Annotated in this window: 17 protein-coding genes; 12 read left to right on the plus strand and 5 right to left on the minus strand. The window is 71.4% G+C overall.

Annotated features, from left to right (window positions below):
• Nucleotides 1-2 precede the first annotated feature (2 nt).
• From AB0I81_RS47335 to AB0I81_RS47345, 3 genes are all read left to right on the plus strand, one after another.
• Nucleotides 3-827 carry a 4Fe-4S dicluster domain-containing protein gene (locus tag AB0I81_RS47335; protein ID WP_360672570.1) on the plus strand — a complete coding sequence of 275 codons (825 nt, stop codon included), beginning with the start codon at nt 3-5 and terminating at the stop codon, nt 825-827.
• Nucleotides 828-859: 32 nt separating this feature from the next.
• Nucleotides 860-1,840 carry an NrfD/PsrC family molybdoenzyme membrane anchor subunit gene (gene nrfD / locus AB0I81_RS47340; RefSeq protein ID WP_360672935.1) on the plus strand — a complete coding sequence of 327 codons (981 nt, stop codon included), beginning with the start codon at nt 860-862 and terminating at the stop codon, nt 1,838-1,840.
• A 135-nt stretch (nt 1,841-1,975) separates the two neighbouring features.
• Nucleotides 1,976-2,512, plus strand: coding sequence for an NUDIX hydrolase family protein (locus AB0I81_RS47345; RefSeq protein ID WP_360672572.1), 537 nt, complete (start codon nt 1,976-1,978; stop codon nt 2,510-2,512).
• Between the two features lie 10 nt (nt 2,513-2,522).
• Here AB0I81_RS47345 and AB0I81_RS47350 read toward each other — a convergent pair whose 3' ends face one another.
• From AB0I81_RS47350 to AB0I81_RS47365, 4 genes are all read right to left on the minus strand, one after another.
• Nucleotides 2,523-3,041: a peptidoglycan recognition family protein gene (locus AB0I81_RS47350; protein ID WP_360672575.1), complete on the minus strand. Its 519-nt coding sequence runs from the start codon at nt 3,039-3,041 to the stop codon at nt 2,523-2,525.
• Between the two features lie 210 nt (nt 3,042-3,251).
• Complete coding sequence (locus tag AB0I81_RS47355) at nt 3,252-4,853, minus strand: arylsulfatase (RefSeq protein WP_360672578.1); 1,602 nt, start codon at nt 4,851-4,853, stop codon at nt 3,252-3,254.
• Between the two features lie 133 nt (nt 4,854-4,986).
• Complete coding sequence (locus AB0I81_RS47360; protein WP_360672581.1) at nt 4,987-5,880, minus strand: sulfotransferase; 894 nt, start codon at nt 5,878-5,880, stop codon at nt 4,987-4,989.
• A 117-nt stretch (nt 5,881-5,997) separates the two neighbouring features.
• Nucleotides 5,998-6,879 carry a MurR/RpiR family transcriptional regulator gene (locus tag AB0I81_RS47365; RefSeq protein WP_360672584.1) on the minus strand — a complete coding sequence of 294 codons (882 nt, stop codon included), beginning with the start codon at nt 6,877-6,879 and terminating at the stop codon, nt 5,998-6,000.
• Between the two features lie 87 nt (nt 6,880-6,966).
• Here AB0I81_RS47365 and AB0I81_RS47370 point away from each other — a divergent pair, with 87 nt between their 5' ends.
• The 9 genes from AB0I81_RS47370 to AB0I81_RS47410 all read left to right on the plus strand — a co-directional run bounded on the left by AB0I81_RS47370 (nt 6,967) and on the right by AB0I81_RS47410 (nt 16,626).
• A complete protein-coding gene (locus AB0I81_RS47370) occupies nt 6,967-8,520 on the plus strand; it encodes an ABC transporter substrate-binding protein (protein WP_360672587.1) in 1,554 nt (517 codons plus the stop codon).
• Nucleotides 8,520-9,482 carry an ABC transporter permease gene (locus tag AB0I81_RS47375; protein WP_360672590.1) on the plus strand — a complete coding sequence of 321 codons (963 nt, stop codon included), beginning with the start codon at nt 8,520-8,522 and terminating at the stop codon, nt 9,480-9,482. The genes AB0I81_RS47370 and AB0I81_RS47375 overlap by 1 nt, the downstream gene beginning before the upstream one ends.
• Nucleotides 9,479-10,297: an ABC transporter permease gene (locus tag AB0I81_RS47380; RefSeq protein WP_360672593.1), complete on the plus strand. Its 819-nt coding sequence runs from the start codon at nt 9,479-9,481 to the stop codon at nt 10,295-10,297. The genes AB0I81_RS47375 and AB0I81_RS47380 overlap by 4 nt, the downstream gene beginning before the upstream one ends.
• Nucleotides 10,294-11,205: an N-acetylmuramic acid 6-phosphate etherase gene (murQ, locus tag AB0I81_RS47385; RefSeq protein ID WP_360672596.1), complete on the plus strand. Its 912-nt coding sequence runs from the start codon at nt 10,294-10,296 to the stop codon at nt 11,203-11,205. The genes AB0I81_RS47380 and murQ overlap by 4 nt, the downstream gene beginning before the upstream one ends.
• Nucleotides 11,202-12,458: an anhydro-N-acetylmuramic acid kinase gene (locus AB0I81_RS47390; protein ID WP_360672598.1), complete on the plus strand. Its 1,257-nt coding sequence runs from the start codon at nt 11,202-11,204 to the stop codon at nt 12,456-12,458. Before murQ ends, AB0I81_RS47390 begins: the two co-directional genes overlap by 4 nt.
• Nucleotides 12,455-13,555, plus strand: coding sequence for a serine hydrolase domain-containing protein (locus tag AB0I81_RS47395; RefSeq protein WP_360672601.1), 1,101 nt, complete (start codon nt 12,455-12,457; stop codon nt 13,553-13,555). The genes AB0I81_RS47390 and AB0I81_RS47395 overlap by 4 nt, the downstream gene beginning before the upstream one ends.
• A complete protein-coding gene (locus tag AB0I81_RS47400; protein ID WP_360672603.1) occupies nt 13,552-15,156 on the plus strand; it encodes an ABC transporter ATP-binding protein in 1,605 nt (534 codons plus the stop codon). Before AB0I81_RS47395 ends, AB0I81_RS47400 begins: the two co-directional genes overlap by 4 nt.
• A 25-nt stretch (nt 15,157-15,181) precedes the next feature.
• Entirely contained in the window at nt 15,182-15,913 is a 732-nt protein-coding gene (locus AB0I81_RS47405; RefSeq protein WP_360672606.1) for a carbon-nitrogen hydrolase family protein, read from the plus strand.
• Between the two features lie 71 nt (nt 15,914-15,984).
• Nucleotides 15,985-16,626 carry a sensor domain-containing protein gene (locus AB0I81_RS47410; protein WP_360672609.1) on the plus strand — a complete coding sequence of 214 codons (642 nt, stop codon included), beginning with the start codon at nt 15,985-15,987 and terminating at the stop codon, nt 16,624-16,626.
• Between the two features lie 55 nt (nt 16,627-16,681).
• On the opposite strand, the gene AB0I81_RS47415 is transcribed toward AB0I81_RS47410, so the two are convergent.
• Nucleotides 16,682-20,398 carry a S8 family serine peptidase gene (locus tag AB0I81_RS47415; protein ID WP_360672612.1) on the minus strand — a complete coding sequence of 1,239 codons (3,717 nt, stop codon included), beginning with the start codon at nt 20,396-20,398 and terminating at the stop codon, nt 16,682-16,684.
• Between the last annotated feature and the right edge of the window lie 95 nt (nt 20,399-20,493).

Raw genomic sequence — 20,493 nt, forward strand, 5'->3', positions numbered from 1 at the left:
CCGTGGCCTTCGACCTGGAGGAACAGCTCGACCAGAGCCGCAGGGTGGGCTTCTTCACCGACACCAGCATCTGCATCGGCTGCAAGGCGTGCGAGGTGGCGTGCAAGGAGTGGAACCACGTCCCCGACGACGGCCTGGACTTCACCGGCTGGTCCTACGACAACACCGTAGGGCTCAGCGCCGACACCTGGCGGCACGTGGCGTTCGTCGAGCAGCGCAAGCCCCTCGGGCACCAGGAGTCCGGCGTCGGCGACATGGACTTCCGCTGGCTGATGGCCTCCGACGTGTGCAAGCACTGCACGCACGCGGCCTGCCTGGACGTGTGCCCGACGGGGTCGTTGTTCCGCACCGAGTTCGGCACGGTCGTGGTGCAGGAGGACATCTGCAACGGTTGCGGCTACTGCGTGCCCGCCTGCCCGTTCGGGGTGATCGGCAAGCGGGAGGAGAGCGGCCTGGCGGCCAAGTGCACGATGTGTTACGACCGGCTGGGCGCCGGGGAGGAGCCGGCCTGCGCCAAGACGTGCCCGACGGACTCCATCCAGTTCGGCGACCTGGATGAGTTGCGGGAGCGGGCCGAGCGCCGCCTCGATCAGGTGCACGCGGCCGGGACGACCTCCGCCCGCCTGTACGGCCACGACCCGAACGACGGCGTGGGCGGGACCGGCGCGATGTTCCTGCTGCTGGACGAGCCCGAGGTGTACGGCCTGCCGCCCGATCCGGTGGTGACCACCAGGGACCTGCCGTCGATGTGGCGGCACGTGGGGGTCGCGGCCCTCGCCCTGCTCGCCGGAGTGGCCGCCACCGCGTGGTACGGGGGACGCAAATGATCACTGAACCGGCGAGTCAGACCGATGTGCGCATGGACGGCTCGGCCGGGTTGCGCGGCGAGCGGGAGGCCACGCCGGGCTCGGCGGGCCGCAGGCGCGAACGGCTGATGGTGCCCAAGGCGGACTTCGACTCCTACTACGGGCGCCCGGTGCTCAACGAGCCGCCGTGGCAGGCGCACGACATCGCCGGTTACCTGTTCCTGGGCGGCCTGGCGGGCGCGTCGTCCACGCTGGCCGCCGCCGCCGAGCTGACCGGCAGGCCCCGCCTGGCCCGGGTGAGCAAGGTCGGCGCGATGTGCGCGCTGGGCGGCTCGTTGTACGCGCTGATCCACGACCTGGGCCGCCCGTCCCGGTTCCTCAACATGTTGCGGGTGTTCAAGGTCACCTCGCCGATGAGCGTCGGCACGTGGATCCTGAGCGCGTACGGGCCGCAGGCCGGCGCCGCCGCGGCCACCGACGTCAGCGGGCTGTTCCCGGGGCTTGGCCGGGCCGCGACCGTGGGGGCCGGGGTGAGCGGGACTGCGGTGGCGACGTACACGGCAGCGCTGATCTGCGACACCGCCGTGCCGGCCTGGCACGAGGGCTTCCGCGAGATGCCGTTCCTGTTCGCCGGTTCGTCGGCGGCAGCGGCGGGCGGGCTCGGCATGCTGGCCGCGCCGCTGTCGGAGGCGGCGCCGGCCCGGCGGGCCGCGCTGCTGGGCGCGGCCGTGGAGTGCGCGGCCGCCGCCCGGATGGAGCGCCGGCTGGGCGCGCTGGCCGAGCCGCTCAAGCGCAACAAGCTGCTGCGCTTCGGCGAGGTGCTGGCCCTGGCCGGCGCGGTGGCGGGGATCACCGCCGGCCGGCGCAGCAGGATCGCGGCCATGGCGGCGGGCGCGGCCCTGCTGGCCGGGTCGGCGTGCACCAGGTTCGGGATCTTCCAGGCCGGCATGGAGTCGGCGAACGATCCCCGGTACACCGTGCAGCCGCAACGCAGGCGGCTGGCGAAAGAGAGAGCGGAGCGTGACCTGACATGAAGCCGAAGATCATCGACTATCTGCCCTTCCTCGCCATCGTGCTGTTCATCTGCACGGCGGCCTGGGTGGCGGGGCGAAACCCGGTTGACCGGACTCAGGTACGCCCGTGAGCCCCTGGGCCGTACGATCAGCAGCATGACCGAAAAGACCGAAACCACGCCTGCTTGGCTCGCACCGGAAGAACTGGAATCGGTGCGGGGCCGCATGCCGATCCTCTACATCGACGCGGTGCCGGTGCGCGTCGATGAGACCGGCGTGGTCACCCACGTCGGGCTGTTGCTGCGCATCTCGCCTGACGGCGCGGTCAGCAGGGCGCTGGTCTCGGGACGGGTGCTGCACCACGAGCGGATCCGCGACGCGCTCATGCGCCACCTGGAGAAGGACCTCGGCGCGGTGGCGCTCCCCCGCATCCCCGTCTCCCCGCAGCCGTTCACCGTCGCCGAGTACTTCCCCACGCCCGGTGTCACGCCCTACCACGACCCGCGCCAGCACGCGGTCTCGCTGGCCTACATCGTGCCGGTCGCCGGTGACTGCCGGCCCCGGCAGGACGCGCTGGACCTGGTGTGGTTCACCCCGGAGGAGGCGTCCTCGCCGCTGGTGCAGCAGGAGATGGCGGGCGGCCAGGGCGTGCTGCTGAAGCAGGCCCTGGCGCACGTCGGCCGCCTCGCCTGAGGACCCCGGGCTAGGGACGCTCGGCCCCGGCCTTGACCCAGCGGTAGAGCGGGTCGCCGGGGCACGAGGTGTCGTAGCCGTCGCGGTGTCCTTTGACCTCGCGGCCCGCGTCGCCGTGCTCGCGCAGGTATTCGATGGCGTCGACCAGGGCGTTGAGCATCTTGTCGTTGGGCTCGGTCAGGCCCGAGCTGCCGACCAGGGCGAGGACCGCGTAGTGGCCGGAGTTGAGGCCCGCGCCGTTGGCGGCCGGCAGGTGGTTCGGGCCGCGGCCCATGAACGTGTTGCCGTGGGGGCAGCACACCATGCTGTAGCCGAGGTCGATGTACCGCTCGCCGCGGCCCCCTGACATGTGCATGCGCTGGATGTCCCGGACCAGGTCGACGCAGCGGTCGTGGTTGCCGTCCTCGGCGAGGTCCGCGGGCACCTTCCCGCCCGTGTAGTGGATCTTCACGCCCTTGGTGGACGAGAGCTTGACGTACGCGGCGGTCGGCTTCTTGGCGTGCCACTCGGCACGGGTCACCAGATCCATCTGTTTCCCCCTCTTCACCGGAAAGTCCCGTCTACCAGACTGCCAACTTTCCGTAGCTATGTCATCACAGTTTGTCATCAGGGTGTAGTCCCGTCCAAGTGACGCTTCCCTGAGGACTGGTGTTAACGCGGGTGAAACAGGGTCTGGTGAGGCTGGAGACGCGAGCACGCCGCCTGGTTCCCGGGGGCAACCAGGCGGCGTGCGGACCGGTCAGTTGCTCAGCGCCTCCCGCGAGATCGCGGTGCTCCCGCGATGCGCCCGGCGGAAGACGTGCGACCTGCCGTCCGCCTTGAACTCGGCCCGCGCCGTGACCCCGCCGGACGACGGCACCGGGAAGCCGACCGAGACGGCCATGCCCGGGTCCACGCGCGGCACCGTGGCCGCCCGCGCCCGCCGCCGGCCGTCAAGGCCGAGCCGGACCTGACGCCAGGGCACGGAGGAGCCGTTGTGCAGGCTCACCACGATCTGGTCCCCGGTCAGCTCGGTCCGCAGCCCGTACGGGTTGCGCGGGTCGGGCCCGATCGAGCTGTCGAGCAGGTCCAGCAACTCCTGGGCCAGCTCGGGCCTCTTGGCCGCCTCATCGCGGCTCTCACCGGGGTCGTCGGTCAGGTCGTACAGCTCGACCCGGCCCTCGGGCCCCGCCCCTTCGATGTTCGGCGAGAACCTGACGACCTTCCACCGGCCGCGGCGAATGGCCTGGGCCTTGCGTGGCCGGTTCCACACCAGGTGCTTGTGCTTGGGCGCGCCGTCACCGGTGAGCAGGCCGCGGAAGGACAGGCCGTCGAGGTTGGCCGGCACCGGCACCTCCGCCAGGTCCGCGAACGTCGGCAGGATGTCCCAGAACGCCACCGGCTGCCGCTCCACCCTGGGCCGCAGGCCGGGCGACCAGGCGATCATCGGGACGCGGATGCCGCCCTCGTAGACGTCGCGCTTGTCGGCCCGCAAGGGCCCGTTGGAGTCGAACAGCCAGGGCGTCACGCCCTTCTCCCTGTGCGGCCCGTTGTCGCTGGTGAACAGCACGAGGGTGTCCTTGTCCACGTCCGCGTCGCGCAGCGCCCTGATGAGCGCGGCGACGTCGGTGTCGAGCCTGGCCACCTGGGCGGCGTGGCGGCGGTTCGGACCGCTCCAGGGCTTGTCCTCGTACTTGCCCGCGTCGTTGCCGGGGACGACGCTGGGAGAGTGCGGCAGGATGCTGGCGTAGTACAGCAGGAACGGCTTGTCGCTGTCGGCGTTGATGAACTCGACCGCCCGCTCCCTGAACAGGTGCGGCGCGTACGAGCTGCCGTCGAGCTGCACCTTCTGCCCGTTGTGCCACAGGTACTTGGGAAAGTACTGGTGGGCGTGCCGGTGGCCGATATAGCCGAAGAACTCGTCGAAGCCGCGCGCGTTCGGGTGCGAGACGTTGTCGGCGACCTCGGGGCCGAAGCCCCACTTGCCGATGCAGGCGGTCCGGTAGCCGGACAGCTGCAGGACCTCGGCGAAGGTCACGTCCGCCTCGGTGAGCGCGAGTTGCGGCCCGCCCTCCGGGTTGTCGCGCACGGTGCCGTGCCCGGCGTGCAGGCCGGTGAGCAGCGCGCAGCGCGCGGGCGCGCAGAGCGGCGCCCCCGAGTACGCGGTCTTGAACTGCACGCCCTCGGCCGCCAGCCGGTCCAGGTTCGGAGTGCTGATCAGGCGCTGCCCGTTGCTGCCGATCTCCCCCCATCCCAGGTCGTCGGCCAGGATGAGCAGGATGTTCGGCCGCGTGGGCAGGCTGCCACGGCGGACGGTGGCCCCGGCACGCGCGGGCAGTGTCGCGGACACTGCCGTAGGCATGGCGAGGCCGGCGAGGGTACCGGCAAATAGAGCACGGCGCGAGGGCCCGTTGATCACGAAGGGCAACATATCGGAGACGCGGGCGAATGGCGGGCAAATCGAAAGCGAACTCTGTCACAGCCCCGCAACCGTGTCACTGGAGATAGTCCCATGTCCTGCAGATCTCGTGCAGCTCGGTGGGGATCTGCTCGGGTGAGGGCAGCGGGCGGCCGGCGACGACCGTGCCGGTGCGGATCTTGTCCCGCCAGTCGCCGATGCCCTTGACGAAGCCGCCGTGGTCCTTCTTGCCGTACTCCAGCATCACGGGCTCGAACTCGACGCCCAGGAACAGGCAGAGCCTGCGCAACTGGGCCTCGGGGTCGGCGACGAGTTCCTCGTAGCGCAGCGTCAGGCCCTCCAGGTGGGTGCGGGCCTCCTCCAGGTAGGTCATGTAGGCCAGCGTGCGGGGCACGGCCTCGGTCATGGGCCGCTTGACCGGGTCGGCCTCGTGCCAGGACTGCACGATCGACATGGGGTGGCGCAGCAGGAAGATGAAGCGCGCGTCCGGCCAGCAGGTCGCCAGGCGCCGCCAGGCGAAGACGTTGCTGGGCGTCTTCTCGGCCATGATCGGCTTGCCGCTGCGGATCAGCTCGCGGTGCAGCAGACGGTCCCAGACGAGGTGCTCGATGTCGCTGTGGGTGTGGCCGAGCAGGCCCATGGCCTGGCGTACGGGGTCGGTGCCCAGACCCACGCTCACCCGCCTGAAGTGCGTCTCGATCGGCGAGTGGATCTGGGAGTGGCTGTTGAGCATCACGCGCAGCAGCGTGGAGCCGGACCGTACCGACGACAGCAGGAAGACGGGCTCGCGCAACAACCGGTCGTGCGCGGGATCGATGGGCGGCCTGACCGCGTCGTCCGGCAGCCGCTGCAACTCCAGCGGCACCTTGGGCGGGGGCGGCGGCTTCGGCGGCTGCTTGCCCAGCTTGCGCGTCAGTGTGTATCCCGTCAGGCCTTCGAGTGTCGCGTTGGCCCGGTACCTCCAGCTCATGGGGCTACAAGGTAGGGGTGGCCAGTGAACCGCAGGTGAATCAGACCTGTGAACTGTCACCTGAAGTACAGATCATGCGTGCGGGGAAGACACGGAGCCGTGCGTACGGGCGCCGGGCTAGGCACGCTTGACCTGCCGGTCGTGCACCACCGCGTAGGTGTTGCGCAGGGCCTGCATCGACTCCTCGTAGGAGGCCTGCGCGACCCCGGTGAACAGGCAGTCCACCACCATCAGCTGGGCGATGCGGCTGCCGAGCGCGCCCGAGCGGAACCGGGTCTCCCGCGCGGCCGTCGTGAGCGTCACGTCGGCCGCGCGGGCCAGCGGCGAGTCGCGGAAGTTCGTGATGGCGACCGTCGCGGCCCCGGACTTGCGGGCGATGGCGAGGAACTCGACGGTGTCCACGGTGGCCCCGGTGTGCGAGACGGCCACCGCCACGCACCCGGAATCGAACGTGGCCGCGCTGGTCCAGGCCGCGTGCGAGTCGTGCCAGTTGAGCGCGGTGCGGCCGATGCGCGACAACTTCTGCTGCAGGTCCAGGCCCACCAGGGCGCTGGCCCCCACGCCGAAGCTGTCGATCCTGCGGGCGGCCAGCAGCAGCGCCACCGCCTCGCCCAGGGCCCGCATGTCCAGCGAGCGGGCGGTGTCGGCGATGGACAACGTCTCGTTCATCGCCACCTTGGAGACGATGCCCTCCAGGCTGTCGTGCCTGTCGATGTCGCCGGAGACCTCGGGCAGGCTGGAGGTCGCCAGCTCCTCCCTGGCCACCGCCCTGGTCAGGTCGATGCGGAAATCCTTGAAGTGGGCGTAGCCCATGCGCTGGTAGAAGCGCACCACCGAGGTGGTCGAGGTCCGGCAGCGCGCGGCCAGTTCGGCGATGGACAGATTGGCCGCGCCCGCGGGGTCTGCGGCGAACTCCTCGGCGATCCGCCGTTCCGACGGCCGCAGCGCGGGCATGGCCGCACGCAGGCGGATCAGCAACGTCTCGGCATCCTCGCGCATCGTTCGCACCCATCCCGAAGAAGGAAAATATGTACCCCAGTGGTAGGGTCTGCGTAATTTTATGACCTACTGCCCCGAGGAGACCACATGCGACGTGGCGCCTTCTCCGCGGCCGGCCTCGCCGCCGCGTTGTCCATCGCCCTCACCGCCTGTTCGTCCTCCTCCGGCCCGGCCTCCTCTGCGCCCGCTGGCCAGGGCGGCGGCCAAGGCGGCACGCTCGTGGTCGGCGTGACCTCCGACCCCGACACGCTCTTCCCCTGGAAGGCCACCCAGTTCACGGCCGTCAACGTGCTGCAGAACCTGTACGGCACGCTCACCGAGTTCGACAAGGACCTGAACGTGGTCCCCGGCCTGGCCGAGTCCTGGCAGGCCGCCGACGACGGCAGGAAGCTCACCTTCAAGCTCCGGCAGGGCGTGACCTTCGCCGACGGCAGCGCGTTCGACTCCAAGGACGCCAAGGACTCCCTCGACAAGCTCAGGGACGAGAAGACGGCCGCCGTGGCCGCGGCGTCGCTGGCGTCGGTCAAGTCGGTCGAGGCCCCCGACGCGAACACGCTGGTGCTGGAGCTGACCGGCCCGGACGCCGCGCTGCCGGCCAACCTGGCCTCGGTCAACCTGGCCATGCTCTCCTCCGGCGACACCGAGGAGAAACTCAACGCCACGCCCAACGGCACCGGGCCGTTCACGCTCGGCAAGCGGGTGCCCAGCCAGTCCATCGCGCTGACCAGGAACGACAAGTACTGGGGCGGTGAGAAGGCGAAGGCCGCCACGGTCGAGTTCCGGGTGATCCCCGACGAGTCGTCCATCGTCTCGGCGATGCAGTCGGGCAACGTGCAGCTCGCGGTCTTCAACGACCCGCTCGTCGCGCAGACCGCCGGGGCCGGCGGCACGATCACCGTCGCCAAGACGCCGCAACTCAACTACCACGCGCTCCAGCTCAACGCGCAGCACGGCGACCTCAAGGACGTCAACGTGCGCCTGGCCATCCAGTGCGCGATCGACCGCAAGCAGGTGCTCGACACCGCCGCGCTCGGCGAGGGCGAGGTGACCGGCCCGATCACCGCACCGGCCTTCAAGTCGGACCCGAACAAGCGCCCCTGCCCCGGCCGCGACCTGGCCAAGGCCGCCGAGTACCTCGGCAAGGCGGGCAAGCCCGGCGGCCTGACGGTCAAGACCATCGTCTCGCAGGGCGAGTACGCCACCTCCGTCAACGAGGCGCAGAACCTCAAGGCCCAGCTCGCCGAGGCGAAGATCAACCTGGAGCTGGAGGTGCTGGAGTCGGGCGCGTTCGTGGACCGCTGGGTGGCGGCCGACTTCGACGCGGCCGTGGCGCTGAACGGCGGGCGGCCCGACCCCGACGGCTCCTACGGCCGCTACTTCACCAGCAAGGGCAACCTGAACAAGGTCGCCGGCTACAGCTCCCCCGCCCTCGACGACTTGTTCGCGCAGGGCAAGGCCACCACCGACCAGGCCGAGCGCAAGGCGATCTACGACAAGGTGGCGGCCGAGCTGGAGGACAACGCGGCCTGGATCTGGTTGTTCGCCGGCTACACCTACACCGCCACGACGGCTCAGGTGTCCGGGTTCGTGCCGATGGCCAGCGGTTCGCTGCAGTACCTGCGTACCACCTCCGTCTCCTGATGTTCGCGCGCAACCGGATCCTGCGGCGGGTCGCCGAGACGCTCGCCACCCTGTTCGGGGTGGCGGTGTTCGTCTTCGTCATGCTGCGCGCGATCCCGGGCGACCAGATCACGGCGGGCCTCGGCACCGAGGCCGCCGCGCTCACCCCCGCCCAGCGGCAGGCCCTTGAGCAGTACTACGGCCTGGACCAGTCGCTGATCACGCAGTTCTTCTCGTGGCTGGGCAACATGTTCACCGGGAACTTCGGCTACTCGGCCCGCTCGCAGCAGAGCGTGCTGGAGCTGACCATGAGCTCGCTGCCGGTGACGTTCGAGCTGGCGGTGTTCTCGATCGTGCTGGCCCTGCTGATCGGGGTGCCGCTCGGCATGCTGGCGGCCTCCAGGACGAACTCCGCCCGCGACGTCGCCGGCCAGGCCGTGAGCCTGGCCGGGTTGTCGATCCCGGCGTTCCTGCTGGCCACGACGCTGCTGTCGATCTTCGCGGCGTCGTTCGGGTTCAACCCCAACGGGCAGGGCTTCGCCACCCTGTGGCAGGACCCGCTGCTCAACCTGCAGCAGATGTTCCTGCCCGCGCTGGTGCTCGGCTTCGGCATCGCCGCGCCGATCCTGCGCACCACCCGTACGGCGGTGCTGGAGGTGCGCTCGGACGACTTCGTGCGCACCGCCCGCGCCAAGGGCGTGCCGGAGCGGCGGCTGCAGATCAGGCACGTGCTGGGCAACGCGCTCGTGCCGATCGTGACCATGACCGGGCTGCAGTTCGGCTACCTGCTGGGCGGGGCGGTCGTGGTGGAGCAGATCTTCTCCGTGCCGGGCATCGGGCGGCAGGTGCTGCTGGGCATCCAGCAGAAGGAGTACGCGGTCGTGCAGAGCACGGTGCTGGTCATCGCGCTGGCGTTCGTGCTGGTCAACCTGCTGACCGACCTGCTGTACCGGGTGATCGACCCGAGGGTGAGGGCGTCATGAGGCGCAGTCCGGCCGGGATCGCGGGCATCGTGATCCTGGTGCTGCTGGCCGTGGTGGCGGTGCTGTCGTACCTGGGGCTGCTGCCGTACGACCCGGTCGCGCAACATCCGCCGTCGCGCTTCCTCGGGCCGTCGGGCGAGCACCTGTTCGGCACCGACCAGTTCGGGCGGGACGTCTTCTCCCGGGTGGCGGCGGGCGTCGGCAACTCGGCGCTGATCGCGGTCGTCGCGGTGGCGTTCGCGACCGTGGTGGGCACGCTGGGCGGGCTGGTGTCCGGCTTCTACCGGGGCTTCGCCGACGGCGCGATCGGCGGCGTGACGAACGTGTTGTTCGCCTTCCCGCCGCTGCTGCTGGCGCTCTCGCTGGCCTCGGTGCTGAACCGCAACTGGTTCACGATCGCCGTGGCCATCGCCGTCGTGTACGTGCCGATCTTCATCCGCGTCACCCGCGGGCCCGTGCTCTCGCTCAGGGAGATCGAGTACGTGAAGGCGGCCGTCTCCACCGGCCAGAGCCGCTGGCAGATCATGTTCAGGCACGTGCTGCCCAACATCACCTCCATCATCGTCGTCCAGGTGGCGCTGTCGCTGTCGTGGGCCGTGCTGACCGAGGCGTCGCTGAGCTTCCTCGGCCTGGGCACCCCGCCGCCCGCGCCGTCACTCGGCTCGATGATCTTCGAGGCGCGCAGCCTCGTGTTCATCGCGCCGTGGACGCTCATCGCGCCGGGCGTGGTCGTGGTGCTGCTGGTGGTGGGATTGAACCTGCTCGGCGACGGGCTGCGTGACGTTCTCGACCCTAAGAATCGGGGGAAGCGGTGAATCTCTCAGAACTGGCGACCGAGTCGGCCGATCCGCGCTTCGCCGGCATCGACACGATGAGCGTGGGCGACCTGGCCGCGACCATGAACGCGGCGGACGCGAGCGTGCCCGCCGCCGTGGCCGCGGCGCTGCCCGGCATCACCGCGGCGATCGAGGCCGCGGTGCCGCGCATGCGGGCCGGCGGCCGGCTCGTGTACGTGGGCGCGGGCACCCCCGGCCGGCTGGGCGTGCTGGACGCCTCCGAGTGCCCGCCGACCTTCTCCACGCCGCCGGGCCAGGTCTTCGGGATCATCGCGGGCGGCGAGAGCGCGATCGTGTCGCCGTGCGAGGGGGCCGAGGACGACGAGGCGGCCGGGATCGAGGCCATGGAGAGTGCCGGGATCGGGCCGCTGGACACCGTGGTGGGCATCGCCTCCAGCGGGCGGACGCCGTACGTGCTGGCCGCGGTGCGGCGGGCGCGCTCGCTGGGCGCGCTGACCGTGGGGCTGTCGTGCAACGCGGGCGCGCCGCTGAGCGGGGCGGCCGAGCACGCCGTCGAGGTGCTCGTCGGGCCCGAGGTGATCAGCGGCTCGACCAGGCTCAAGGCGGGCACGGCGCAGAAGCTCGTGCTGAACATGTTCTCCACGATCGTGATGGTGCGGCTCGGCAAGACCTACGGGAACCTGATGGTCGATGTGAAGGCCAGCAACGGCAAGCTGCGCGAGCGGGCCGTGGGCATGGTGCGGACGATCACCGGGGCCGGGCGCGAGGAGGCGCTGGACGCGCTGGACGCCAACGGCTTCAACGTCAAGCAGGCGGTCGTGGCCTCGCACTTCGGTCTGTCGCCGCAGGACGCGGCGGCGCGGCTGGCCGAGGCCGGCGGGCGGCTGCGTTCGGCGCTCGGAGAACTCACGGAAGAGACGGTATGAGGGTTCTTGGCATGATCTCCGGCACCTCGCACGACGGCATCGACGTGGCGGTGGTGGACTTCGAGCAGGTCGGGAGCGTGCTCGAAGGGCGGGTCCGGCACACGGCGAGCACGCCCTACCCGCCGGAGCTGCGTGAGCGGCTGGTCGCGGTGTTGCCGCCGGCGCGGACCACGCTGGCCGAGGTGTGCGTGCTCGACACGCTCATCGGCCAGAGCTTCGCCGCCGCCGCTCAGGCGGCGGTCGCGGCGGACGGGCCGGTCGACCTGATCGTCTCGCACGGTCAGACCGTCTACCACTGGGTGGAGGGCGCGCACGCGCTCGGCACCCTGCAGATCGGCCAGCCCGCGTGGATCGCCGAGTCCACGGGCGCGCCGGTGTTGTCGGACGTGCGGATCAGGGACATCACGGCGGGCGGGCACGGGGCCCCGCTCGTCTCGGTGCTGGACGGGCTGCTGCTCGGGGCGCACGAGGGCGGCGCGGGGGCGCTCAACCTGGGCGGCATCGCGAACATGACGGTGGTGCGCGGGGACTCCCTGTACGCCTACGACATCGGACCGGCCAACGCGCTGATCGACGCCGTGGTGGCCGACAGAGGGCTGAACGCGCGCGGCTTCGACGAGGACGGGCGGATCGCCGCCTCGGGGCGGGTGCACGACGGGCTGCTGGAGGTGCTGCTGGACGAGCCGTACTACCGGCTGGCGGCCCCGAAGAGCACCGGCAAGGAGCTGTTCCACCCCGGCTACGTGACCTCCGCCCTGGACAGGGCGGGCCTCCGCCTCACGACCGGCGACCTGACCGTAGAGGCGATCGGCGACCTGGCCACGGAGCTGATCGGGAACGCCGACCCCGTGGCCACGCTCACCGAGCTGATCGGGGACGCCGACCTCGTGGCCACGCTCACCGAGCTGACCGTGCGGACGGTCGCCGCCGACGTACGGGCCGCCGAGGTCGGCGCGCTGGTCGTGTCGGGCGGCGGCTGCCGCAACCCGGTCATCATGGACGGCCTGCGGGCGGCGCTGCCCGGCGTGGCGGTGGGCCCGTCCGACGACTTCGGCGCGCCGGCCGACGACAAGGAGGCGATCGCGTTCGCGCTGATCGGCTGGCTGACCGCGCACGGCCTGCCGGGCACCGTCCCCGGTGGCACGGGTGCCGCGAGCGCCCGCATCCTCGGCACCCTGACCCCTGGCGCCGGACCGCTGACGCTGCCGGAACCGGTCGCCGTGCCACCCCGATCCCTGGTCCTGACCCGATGAGGCCCCCGGAACCGGCAGGGCCCGGCGAGGGCGCGCCGACCGACGACGGCGCGGAGGGCGGCGCGCGGACACCGGCGGGCGTCATCATGGCGGCGCGCACCCCGTGGGCCGAGTTCACCGAGTGCACCGGCCATCGCGTCGTGCGCTGGGAGGAGGGCGAGCGGGTCGGCGTGGCGCCCATGACCATGGACACCTACCACGACCTGGCCTCGGTGACCAAGGTCGTCGCCACCACCACGATGCTCATCCGCCTGGTGTCGGAGCGGCTGGTGGACCTGGACGCGCCGCTGAGCACGTACCTGCCGAAGTCGTATGAGGCGATCACCGTGCGGGACCTGCTGCTGCACCGCGGCGGCCTGTGGGAGTGGTGGCCGCTGTACATCCAGCCGGTGCTGCCGCCGCCGCGCTACCGTCCCGGCCGCGCCCGCCACTACTCCGACCTCGGCTTCATCCTGCTGGGCAGGATCGTGGCGGAGGTCACGGGCCTGCGCCTGGACCGGGCGCTGGCCGAGCTGGTCACCCGCCCGCTCGGGCTCACCTCGACCACCTACGCGGGTCCTGCCGGCTCCGAGGCGGCCATGAGCGCGCTGGACGACCGGGTCGAGATGACCATGCTGGACACCGGCCGCCCCTACCCGGTGCCCTACCGCAGCGCCGACTTCGCCGGCTGGCGGACCGGGCCGGTGCTCGGGCAGGTCGCCGACGGCAACGCCCACCACGCGCTCGGCGGCGTCTCGGGGCACGCGGGCCTGTTCTCCACCGTGCCCGACCTGCTGCGCTACGGCCAGGCGTTGTCCAGGTACGAGGAGTACGACCACCTGTGGCGGCCGGAGGTCGTCCGGGAGTTCCTCACCCCCGGCCCCGATCCCGAGCAGGCGCTCGGTTTCCGCCGGTACGCGCTGGAACTGCCCGGCGAGACCGTCACCGTGCTCGGCCACCCCGGCTACGTGGGCTGCGCGGTCGGCTTCGTGCCGGGCCGCGACGCGGCGTTCGCCCTGGCCAGCAACCGCCTGGTGGTGGAGGGCACGCCGATGGCCACCGACGACCTCTGGAACGACCTGCTGCGGGAGACCGCACGAGGATCGAGGACCTCATGACGACCCCGCTCCTGCAGATCCGCGACCTCTCGGTCGCCTTCCGCGCCCGCAAGCGGGAGGTCACCGTCGTCAGGAACGTCTCGATGGAGATCCTGCCCGGCCAGACGGTCGCCGTGGTCGGCGAGTCCGGTTCCGGCAAGTCGACCACGGCGGCGGCGGTCAACCGGCTGCTGCCCGAGGGCGGCCGGATCACCGGCGGGCAGGTCCTGTTCGAGGGCCGCGACCTGGCCACGGCGAGCGAGCGCGAGATGACCGCGATCCGTGGCGCGGGCATCGGTCTGGTGCCGCAGGACCCGATGTCGAACCTCAACCCGCTCATGCGCATCGGCGACCAGATCGCCGAGGCGCTGCAGGTGCACGGGGTGGCCACGGGCAGGGCGGCGCGCGCCCGCGTGGTCGAACTGCTGGACCTGGTGGGCATCCCGGAGCCGGAGCGGCGGATCGGGCAGTACCCGCACGAGTTCTCCGGCGGCATGCGGCAGCGCGCGCTGATCGCCATGGGGCTGGCCTGCCGGCCCAGGCTGCTCATCGCCGACGAGCCGACCTCCGCCCTGGACGTGACCGTGCAGCGGCGCATCCTCGACCAGCTCGAACAGCTCACCGCCGAGATGGGCACGGCCGTCTTCCTGATCACGCACGACCTGGCGCTGGCGGCCGAGCGGGCCGACGTGGTGGCCGTCATGTACCAGGGCGAGATCGTCGAGACCGGCCCGGCGGCGGACATCCTGGGCGAGCCCGGCCACGACTACACCAGGCGGCTGCTCGGCGCGGTGCCGAGCCTGTCGTCGGTACGCGTGAGCGAGCCGCCCCGCGACTCCGGCGACTCCCCCGAGCTGGTCGTGGTGGAGGAGTTGCGCAAGGTGTTCCCGATCAGGGGCACGGGTGAGGAGTTCACGGCGGTGGACGGGGTCTCGTTCGCCATCCCGCGCGGCCGTACCGTCTCCATCGTGGGCGAGTCGGGCTCGGGCAAGTCGACCACCGCGAACCTGCTGCTCGGCCTGGAGGAGCCCACCGCGGGCGGCATCCGCTTCGACGGCACCGACCTGACCGCGCTGGGCAGGCGGGAGTTGTTCGCCTTCCGCAGGCGGGTGCAGCCGGTCTTCCAGAACCCGTACGCCTCGCTGAACCCCCGCTACACGGTGGAGAAGTCGATCACCGAGCCGCTGCGCGTGCACGGCGTCGGCACCGCGGCCGAGCGCAGGCGGACGGCGGCCGAGCTGCTGGAGAAGGTGTCGTTGCCGGCGTCGATGGCCGGGCGGCTGCCGCACGAGCTGTCCGGCGGCCAGCGGCAGCGGGTGGCCATCGCCCGCGCCCTGGCGCTCTCGCCGGAGCTGGTCGTGCTGGATGAGGCCGTCTCGGCGCTGGACGTGCTGGTGCAGGCGCAGATCCTGGAGCTGCTCGCCGACCTGCAGCGCGAGCTGGGGCTCAGCTACCTGTTCATCAGCCATGACCTGGCCGTGGTACGGATGATCTCCCACACGGTGCACGTCATGCGCGGCGGCCGGATCGTGGAGAGCGGCACGGCGCAGGACATCTTCGACCATCCGCGCGACGGCTACACCCGGGAACTGCTCGCCGCGATCCCGGGGCGCGCCGCCTGACGGTCCGGCAAGGCACAGTGGAGATGTGAAGATCCTCCTGGTTCAGCCCCCGCACTGGTCGCCCGACGGCCATGCCAACTTCGACGCCATCGAGAAGCTGATCGGCTCCACCACAGGGGACGTCATGCTGCTGCCCGAGCTGGCCGGCTCCCACCTGCCGCGCCCCGACTACCTGGCCAGGGTCCGCGACCTGGCCAAGGGCTGCGGGCTGGCGGTCGTCGGCGGCTCGCACTACGACGGCCAGGTGAACCGGGGAGCGGTGTTCGACCGGCGGGGCGAACTCCTGCTGGAGTACGACAAGGTGCACCCGTACGACATGGAGCTGCGTTCCGGCGTGCGGCCGGGCAGCCCGAGCGCCGGTTTCGAGCTGGCGGGACGCCGCCTGCACGTGCTGCTCTGCGCCGACCTGTGGTATTCCGCCAGCCTGGCCGCGCACGACGGCTTCGACGCGGTCCTGGTGCCCGCCATGTCGGTCACCCGCTGGGACGGCCCCGCCCCGGCCCGCCAGTTGTGGCAGCACATGAGCGTGGCGCGGGCGTACGAGTTCATGACCTACGTGGCGGTCAGCGACTGGCACCACGAGAGCACCTACCAGGGCCACCCGTGCGCCGGGGTCACCGGATTCGCCAACCCGTGCCCGACGACGCACACCGGATTCTTCACCGGCCCGCCCGACGCGCCCGTCTCGGCGTACGAGCTGGACTTCGACCGGCTGGACGCCTTCCGCCACGACCGTAACGAGCGCGGATTCAGGTAGGGCTGGCCCTACCATCGATGGGACCGTGAGCAGGGTCGATCATCATGGCCCCGCTCCGTAGCATCTTCCCCATGACCTCCCTCCGGCACCGCCTCAGGATCGACACGCAGTACACCCTGCTCGGCTTCCCCATCGCCCTGTCGCACTTCGCGGTCGTCGTGGCCGGGGTCTCGGCCGGAGTGGGCGGCGCGGTGGCGTTCATCGGCCTGCCCATCCTGGCCGGAACCGCGGCCGCGGCGCGGGGCATGGCCGACTTCGAGCGGGTCGCACTCCCCGACGTGCTCGACCGCCCGGTCGGCCGCCCGGTCTACCGGTCCGCCCCCGCCGACGCGGGCTGGTTCCGCCGCATGATGAACCCGCTGGCCAGCGGGCAGGCCGTGATGGACATGATGTACGGCATCATCGCCTTCCCGTTCTCGCTGGCCGCCGCCGTGGTCACCCTCGTGTGGTGGGCGGGCGCGATCGCCGGTCTGACCTTCCCCCTGTACGGCTGGATCCTGGCCGCCATCCCGGGCGTGAACCAGACCCTGCCCGAACTGCTCGGCCTCGGCGACAGCGCCCTGATGTACGTGGGCTTCAACACCTTCGCCGGCGTGCTGTTCGCGCTGACGCTGTACCCGGTGGTGCGCGGCGCGGCCCTGATCAAGGCGAGCCTCGCCCAGAGCATGCTCACCCGCGCCCCCGAGCCGGACAGGAAGCCGTCCCTGGCCTGAACCCCGCGGCCGCTGAATGACCGTGCCGGCCCGGCACGGTCATTCAGCGCGTAATTCAGCGGGTGGCGTAGGCGCGGATCACCTCCTGCGACAGCGTGTTGCCCCGGACGTCGGAGGCGTTGAGCCGGAGCGAGACGAACCCGGAGGGCGAGCGGTCGAGCGTCGCCTCATAGGCGCTGCTCCCCTTGTCGTTCCCCTTGTCTCGCAGGCGGGCCGGCTGCCAGGTGGCGCCGTCGTCGTAGGACACCTCCAGCGACACGTCCTTGATCGCGCTCTGCTCGGCCCCCTCCTGGTGCCGCAGCGTCAGGCCGAGCTTGCGCGACCTGGCCTGGTTCTTCAGGTCCACGGGCGCGTCGAACGAGGCCACCAGCAGCGGGATCACGGTCGTGTCCGCCGCCCGCTCCGAGGTGAACGTCCACACGCCCCGCGTACGGGTGGACAACTTCGCCCAGCCCGCCTCGTTGGCCACGTCGTACTCGATCCGGTACGCGTTCTTCTCCGGCACCAGCGTCCCCGACCCGGCCGGCCGGTAGTTCGTCTGCCACAGCAGCGTGTCCCCCTGGTAGAGCCGGAAATCGGTCTTCAGCCCCTGCTCGAACATACTGGTGTAGGCCTCGCCGTAGTTGCCCTGGCTGTCCACGAAGCCCTGCATCGACAGCAGCAGTTCGTCGCCCTCCCGGCGGACCGGGTTGCGCGGGTTGACGCCGGGCAGCAGCGGCTGCTTGAACACTGTGCGGTCCACCCGCTCCCCCGCCTCGTACGGCCGCAACTCCGGCCCGGACACCGACACCCGCGGCGTGTCGGGGTGCGGCCACATGCTGTTGTAGGCCCGCTCCGGCGTCACCGCCGAGGCACTCCAGCGCAGGTCGGGGTCGGGGGTGACATAGTCGGTACGGGTGCGCGGCGCCTTGGCCATGGGATGGTTCGTCGAGATCGACAGGGTGTCCCAGGGCTCGAAGACGTAACGGGCCTCGTTGACCGTCACGCCGTCGGTGAGCTGGCTGTGGTAGCCGGTCTCGATCTTGGCCAGGGACCTGGCGCGGACCACGTAGTCGAGCGAGTCGCGGACCCGGCCCTTCTCGCGCAGGAACAGGTCGTACACGTACGGGCTGGCCGTGATCCCCTTGGCCACGATCGGCACCGGCAGGCGGCGCAGCCGCTCCACCAGCTTCAGCCCCTCCTCGTGGCTCAGCCGCACGGTCGGGACGGCCAGCTTGACCTTGTTGCCGCCGGTGGTGACGTCGGAGCCGGGCCGGTCGCTGTAGACGGCGACCATCGCCGCCCCCGCCGCAGCCGCGGCGTTCGACTGCGTGGAGACCGGCACGCCGTCGGTGCGGCGGATGACGGCGAGTTTGCCGCGCAGATTGCGGGCCTTGATCTCCGCGGCGCTGCCCCGCCCGGCGTCCACGGCCAGGAGCAGGCGGGTGCCGTCCAGGCGCGGGTACTCGGTGGAGAAGTCGCTGAACTGGACCGGATCGACGTACTCGGGGGTCAGCTTCAGCCCGAGGGTGGAGAAGGCGATGTCGGGGGCCTTCAGCCGCCAGCGGGTGCCGACCACGAACGTGCCCTTGGTGACCTTCCTGGTCGGCTGCACGAACAGGCGCTCCTCGACCTGCCCGCCGGGCGAGATCGTGGTGCCGCCGCGCAGCGCGGTGCCCTGCTCGCCGGCCCGGTACCACATGAGGGCGGCGGCGGCCCCGGTGTTCCGCTTGGTCTCGTGGTCAGGGGTGCTCACCTTGACCTCGACGGCCTTGCGGGCGTCCAGGACGACCTCGGTGTCCTCGGTGATCTTCATCTCCGGGTCGCCGAGGAGGCTCTCGTTGAGCGGCTTGCCGGTGGCGGTGCTGTCCTGCGTGGCGGGCATGGTGAAGATGTGGCCGAGCACGGAGTAGGTGCCCGGCTTGACCAGCAGGCAGGTGCCCTTGCCGTACTTGGCGTCGGTGCAGGGCAGGGCCGCGTCGCCCGGCAGCACGCGGCCGACCAGGGTGCCCTCGTCCAGGTTCAGCACGGTGAAGCCGCCGCGGCCGGGGCGGCCGTCCCTGGCGATGCCGCGTACCCGGAGCTCGACCCGCTTCTCCTCCACGCTCGCGGTCAGCAGCGTGCGCACGCCCGCGGCGGTCAGCTCCTGGCGTACCGTGCCCGGCTCGGCCGCCTTGATCGTGACCTTGGCCTCGGCGGTGCCTCCAGCGGGCACGGTGAGCCTGGCCGGCTCGACGGTGAACGCCGCGCCGCCGGTCAGCTCCAGCTCGGCGGGCGTCTGGCCCGGGTTGCGGTAGCCGATGGTGAGGGTCTTCTCCTCGCCCGGCTTCAGCCTGCCGAAGTTGAGCGAGCCCGCCGAGGCGATCACCGAGTCCTTGAGGGCGGCGGCCACGTCGATCCTGCCCGCGCCCTGCGCGTCCACGGGGATGTCCCGGCCGGGCTTGGCGGTGGCCATGAGCAGCGACTTCAGCTCGCCGCCGGACAGTCCCGGCCTGGCCTGGCGCAGCAGCGCCGCCGCGCCCGCGACGTGCGGGGTGGCCATGGAGGTGCCGGACATCGCGACCTCGCCGCCGCCCGGCTTGGCGGCGGTGATGTTCACGCCCGGGGCGGTGACGTCGGGCTTGACGGCCTGGTCGGCCAGGATCGGGCCCTTGCTGGAGAAGTCGGCGAGCTTGTCCTGCTTGTCCACCGCGCCGACGGTCAGCGCCTCGGGGGCGTCGCCGGGAGAGCCGACGCACGAGTCGCAGCCGTCGTTGCCCGCGGCGATCACGAACAGCGTGCCGTACTGCTTGGTGAGCCCGGTGACGGCCTCGGTGAGCGGGCCGCCCGGCTCCTGGGTGCCCAGGCTCATGTTGACGATCTCGGCGCGCTTCTCGCCGGCCGCCCACTCCATCCCGTCGATGATCCAGGAGAGCTGGCCGTAGCCGTCGGCCGCCAGCACCCGGCCGCCCAGCAGTTTCGCGCCCGGCGCGACGCCCTTGCCGCCGTCCGTGCCCGCTCCGGCGATCGTGCCCGCCACGTGGGTGCCGTGGCCGTGCGGGTCGCCGGTGGCGTTCTCGCCGGTGAAGTCGCGCTGGTCGGCGACCTTGCCCGCGAGGTCGGGGTGGGTGGCGTCCACGCCGGTGTCGAGCACGGCCACGGTGGTGCCGGTGCCGTCGTATCCGGCGGCCCACGCCTCGGGCGCGCCGATCTGCGGCACGCTGTCCTCCAGCGCGGGACGTACCTTGCGGTCGAGCCAGATCTTCGACACGCCCGCCAGCGGCCCGGCCGCGCGGGTCCGCGCGGCCAGCTTCGTCAGTTCCGCCCCGAACTGGGCCGCGTCGGACTCGGCCACCGTCACGCCCGCGCCGCCGATGCTCTCCAGCGTGCGCACCTGCCGGGCGGCGGGAATGGCGGCCTTCGGGACGGCGCCGGGGTAGGTGAGGATCAGCGGGATGTTGTCGCCGTAGTCCTGCTCGGCCAGCGCCGTCACGTTGAACAACTCGGTGTCCAGCCGATCGGGTACGAGGGTGGCGACGTCATCGGGAATGACCGTCACGCCACGCTCGGACTCCAGCACCTGGAACGTCGGCACGGAACCGTCGGCCCTGGGCGCCGGCGTGACCGACACCGTCTTGTGCTCACCGTCCACGGCCCGCACCTGGACCTGGTCACCGGTGATCAGGGTGATGTCGCCGCCCGTCGCGGCGGGTACGAACGTCGTGGGCGGATCTGTGGACGCATGCGCGCCGGGGACCGACAGCAGCGAGGCTGCCAGAGACAGGGCCAGCACCCGGCTTAAGCCACGCGGCATGAACGACCTCCATAAACGAATCGGTAAGACTGACTACCGAATTCCTAACCACCCTGATCAGCGCTGTCCATGAGATCGGCGTGGCCAGAACCCGA

The sequence above is a fragment of the Nonomuraea sp. NPDC050404 genome, from assembly GCF_040655495.1.
GTDB lineage: Bacteria > Actinomycetota > Actinomycetes > Streptosporangiales > Streptosporangiaceae > Nonomuraea.

Coding starts and splice junctions, on each gene's coding strand:
- AB0I81_RS47370 (WP_360672587.1), top strand. CDS start 6,967: ATGCGACGTGGCGCCTTCTCCGCGGCCGGCCTCGCCGCCGCGTTGTCC.
- AB0I81_RS47390 (WP_360672598.1), top strand. CDS start 11,202: ATGAGGGTTCTTGGCATGATCTCCGGCACCTCGCACGACGGCATCGAC.
- AB0I81_RS47410 (WP_360672609.1), top strand. CDS start 15,985: ATGACCTCCCTCCGGCACCGCCTCAGGATCGACACGCAGTACACCCTG.
- AB0I81_RS47415 (WP_360672612.1), bottom strand. CDS start 20,398: ATGCCGCGTGGCTTAAGCCGGGTGCTGGCCCTGTCTCTGGCAGCCTCG.
- AB0I81_RS47360 (WP_360672581.1), bottom strand. CDS start 5,880: ATGAGCTGGAGGTACCGGGCCAACGCGACACTCGAAGGCCTGACGGGA.
- AB0I81_RS47350 (WP_360672575.1), bottom strand. CDS start 3,041: ATGGATCTGGTGACCCGTGCCGAGTGGCACGCCAAGAAGCCGACCGCC.
- AB0I81_RS47355 (WP_360672578.1), bottom strand. CDS start 4,853: ATGCCTACGGCAGTGTCCGCGACACTGCCCGCGCGTGCCGGGGCCACC.
- AB0I81_RS47380 (WP_360672593.1), top strand. CDS start 9,479: ATGAGGCGCAGTCCGGCCGGGATCGCGGGCATCGTGATCCTGGTGCTG.
- AB0I81_RS47400 (WP_360672603.1), top strand. CDS start 13,552: ATGACGACCCCGCTCCTGCAGATCCGCGACCTCTCGGTCGCCTTCCGC.
- AB0I81_RS47345 (WP_360672572.1), top strand. CDS start 1,976: ATGACCGAAAAGACCGAAACCACGCCTGCTTGGCTCGCACCGGAAGAA.
- nrfD (WP_360672935.1), top strand. CDS start 860: ATGGACGGCTCGGCCGGGTTGCGCGGCGAGCGGGAGGCCACGCCGGGC.
- AB0I81_RS47365 (WP_360672584.1), bottom strand. CDS start 6,879: ATGCGCGAGGATGCCGAGACGTTGCTGATCCGCCTGCGTGCGGCCATG.
- AB0I81_RS47395 (WP_360672601.1), top strand. CDS start 12,455: ATGAGGCCCCCGGAACCGGCAGGGCCCGGCGAGGGCGCGCCGACCGAC.
- AB0I81_RS47375 (WP_360672590.1), top strand. CDS start 8,520: ATGTTCGCGCGCAACCGGATCCTGCGGCGGGTCGCCGAGACGCTCGCC.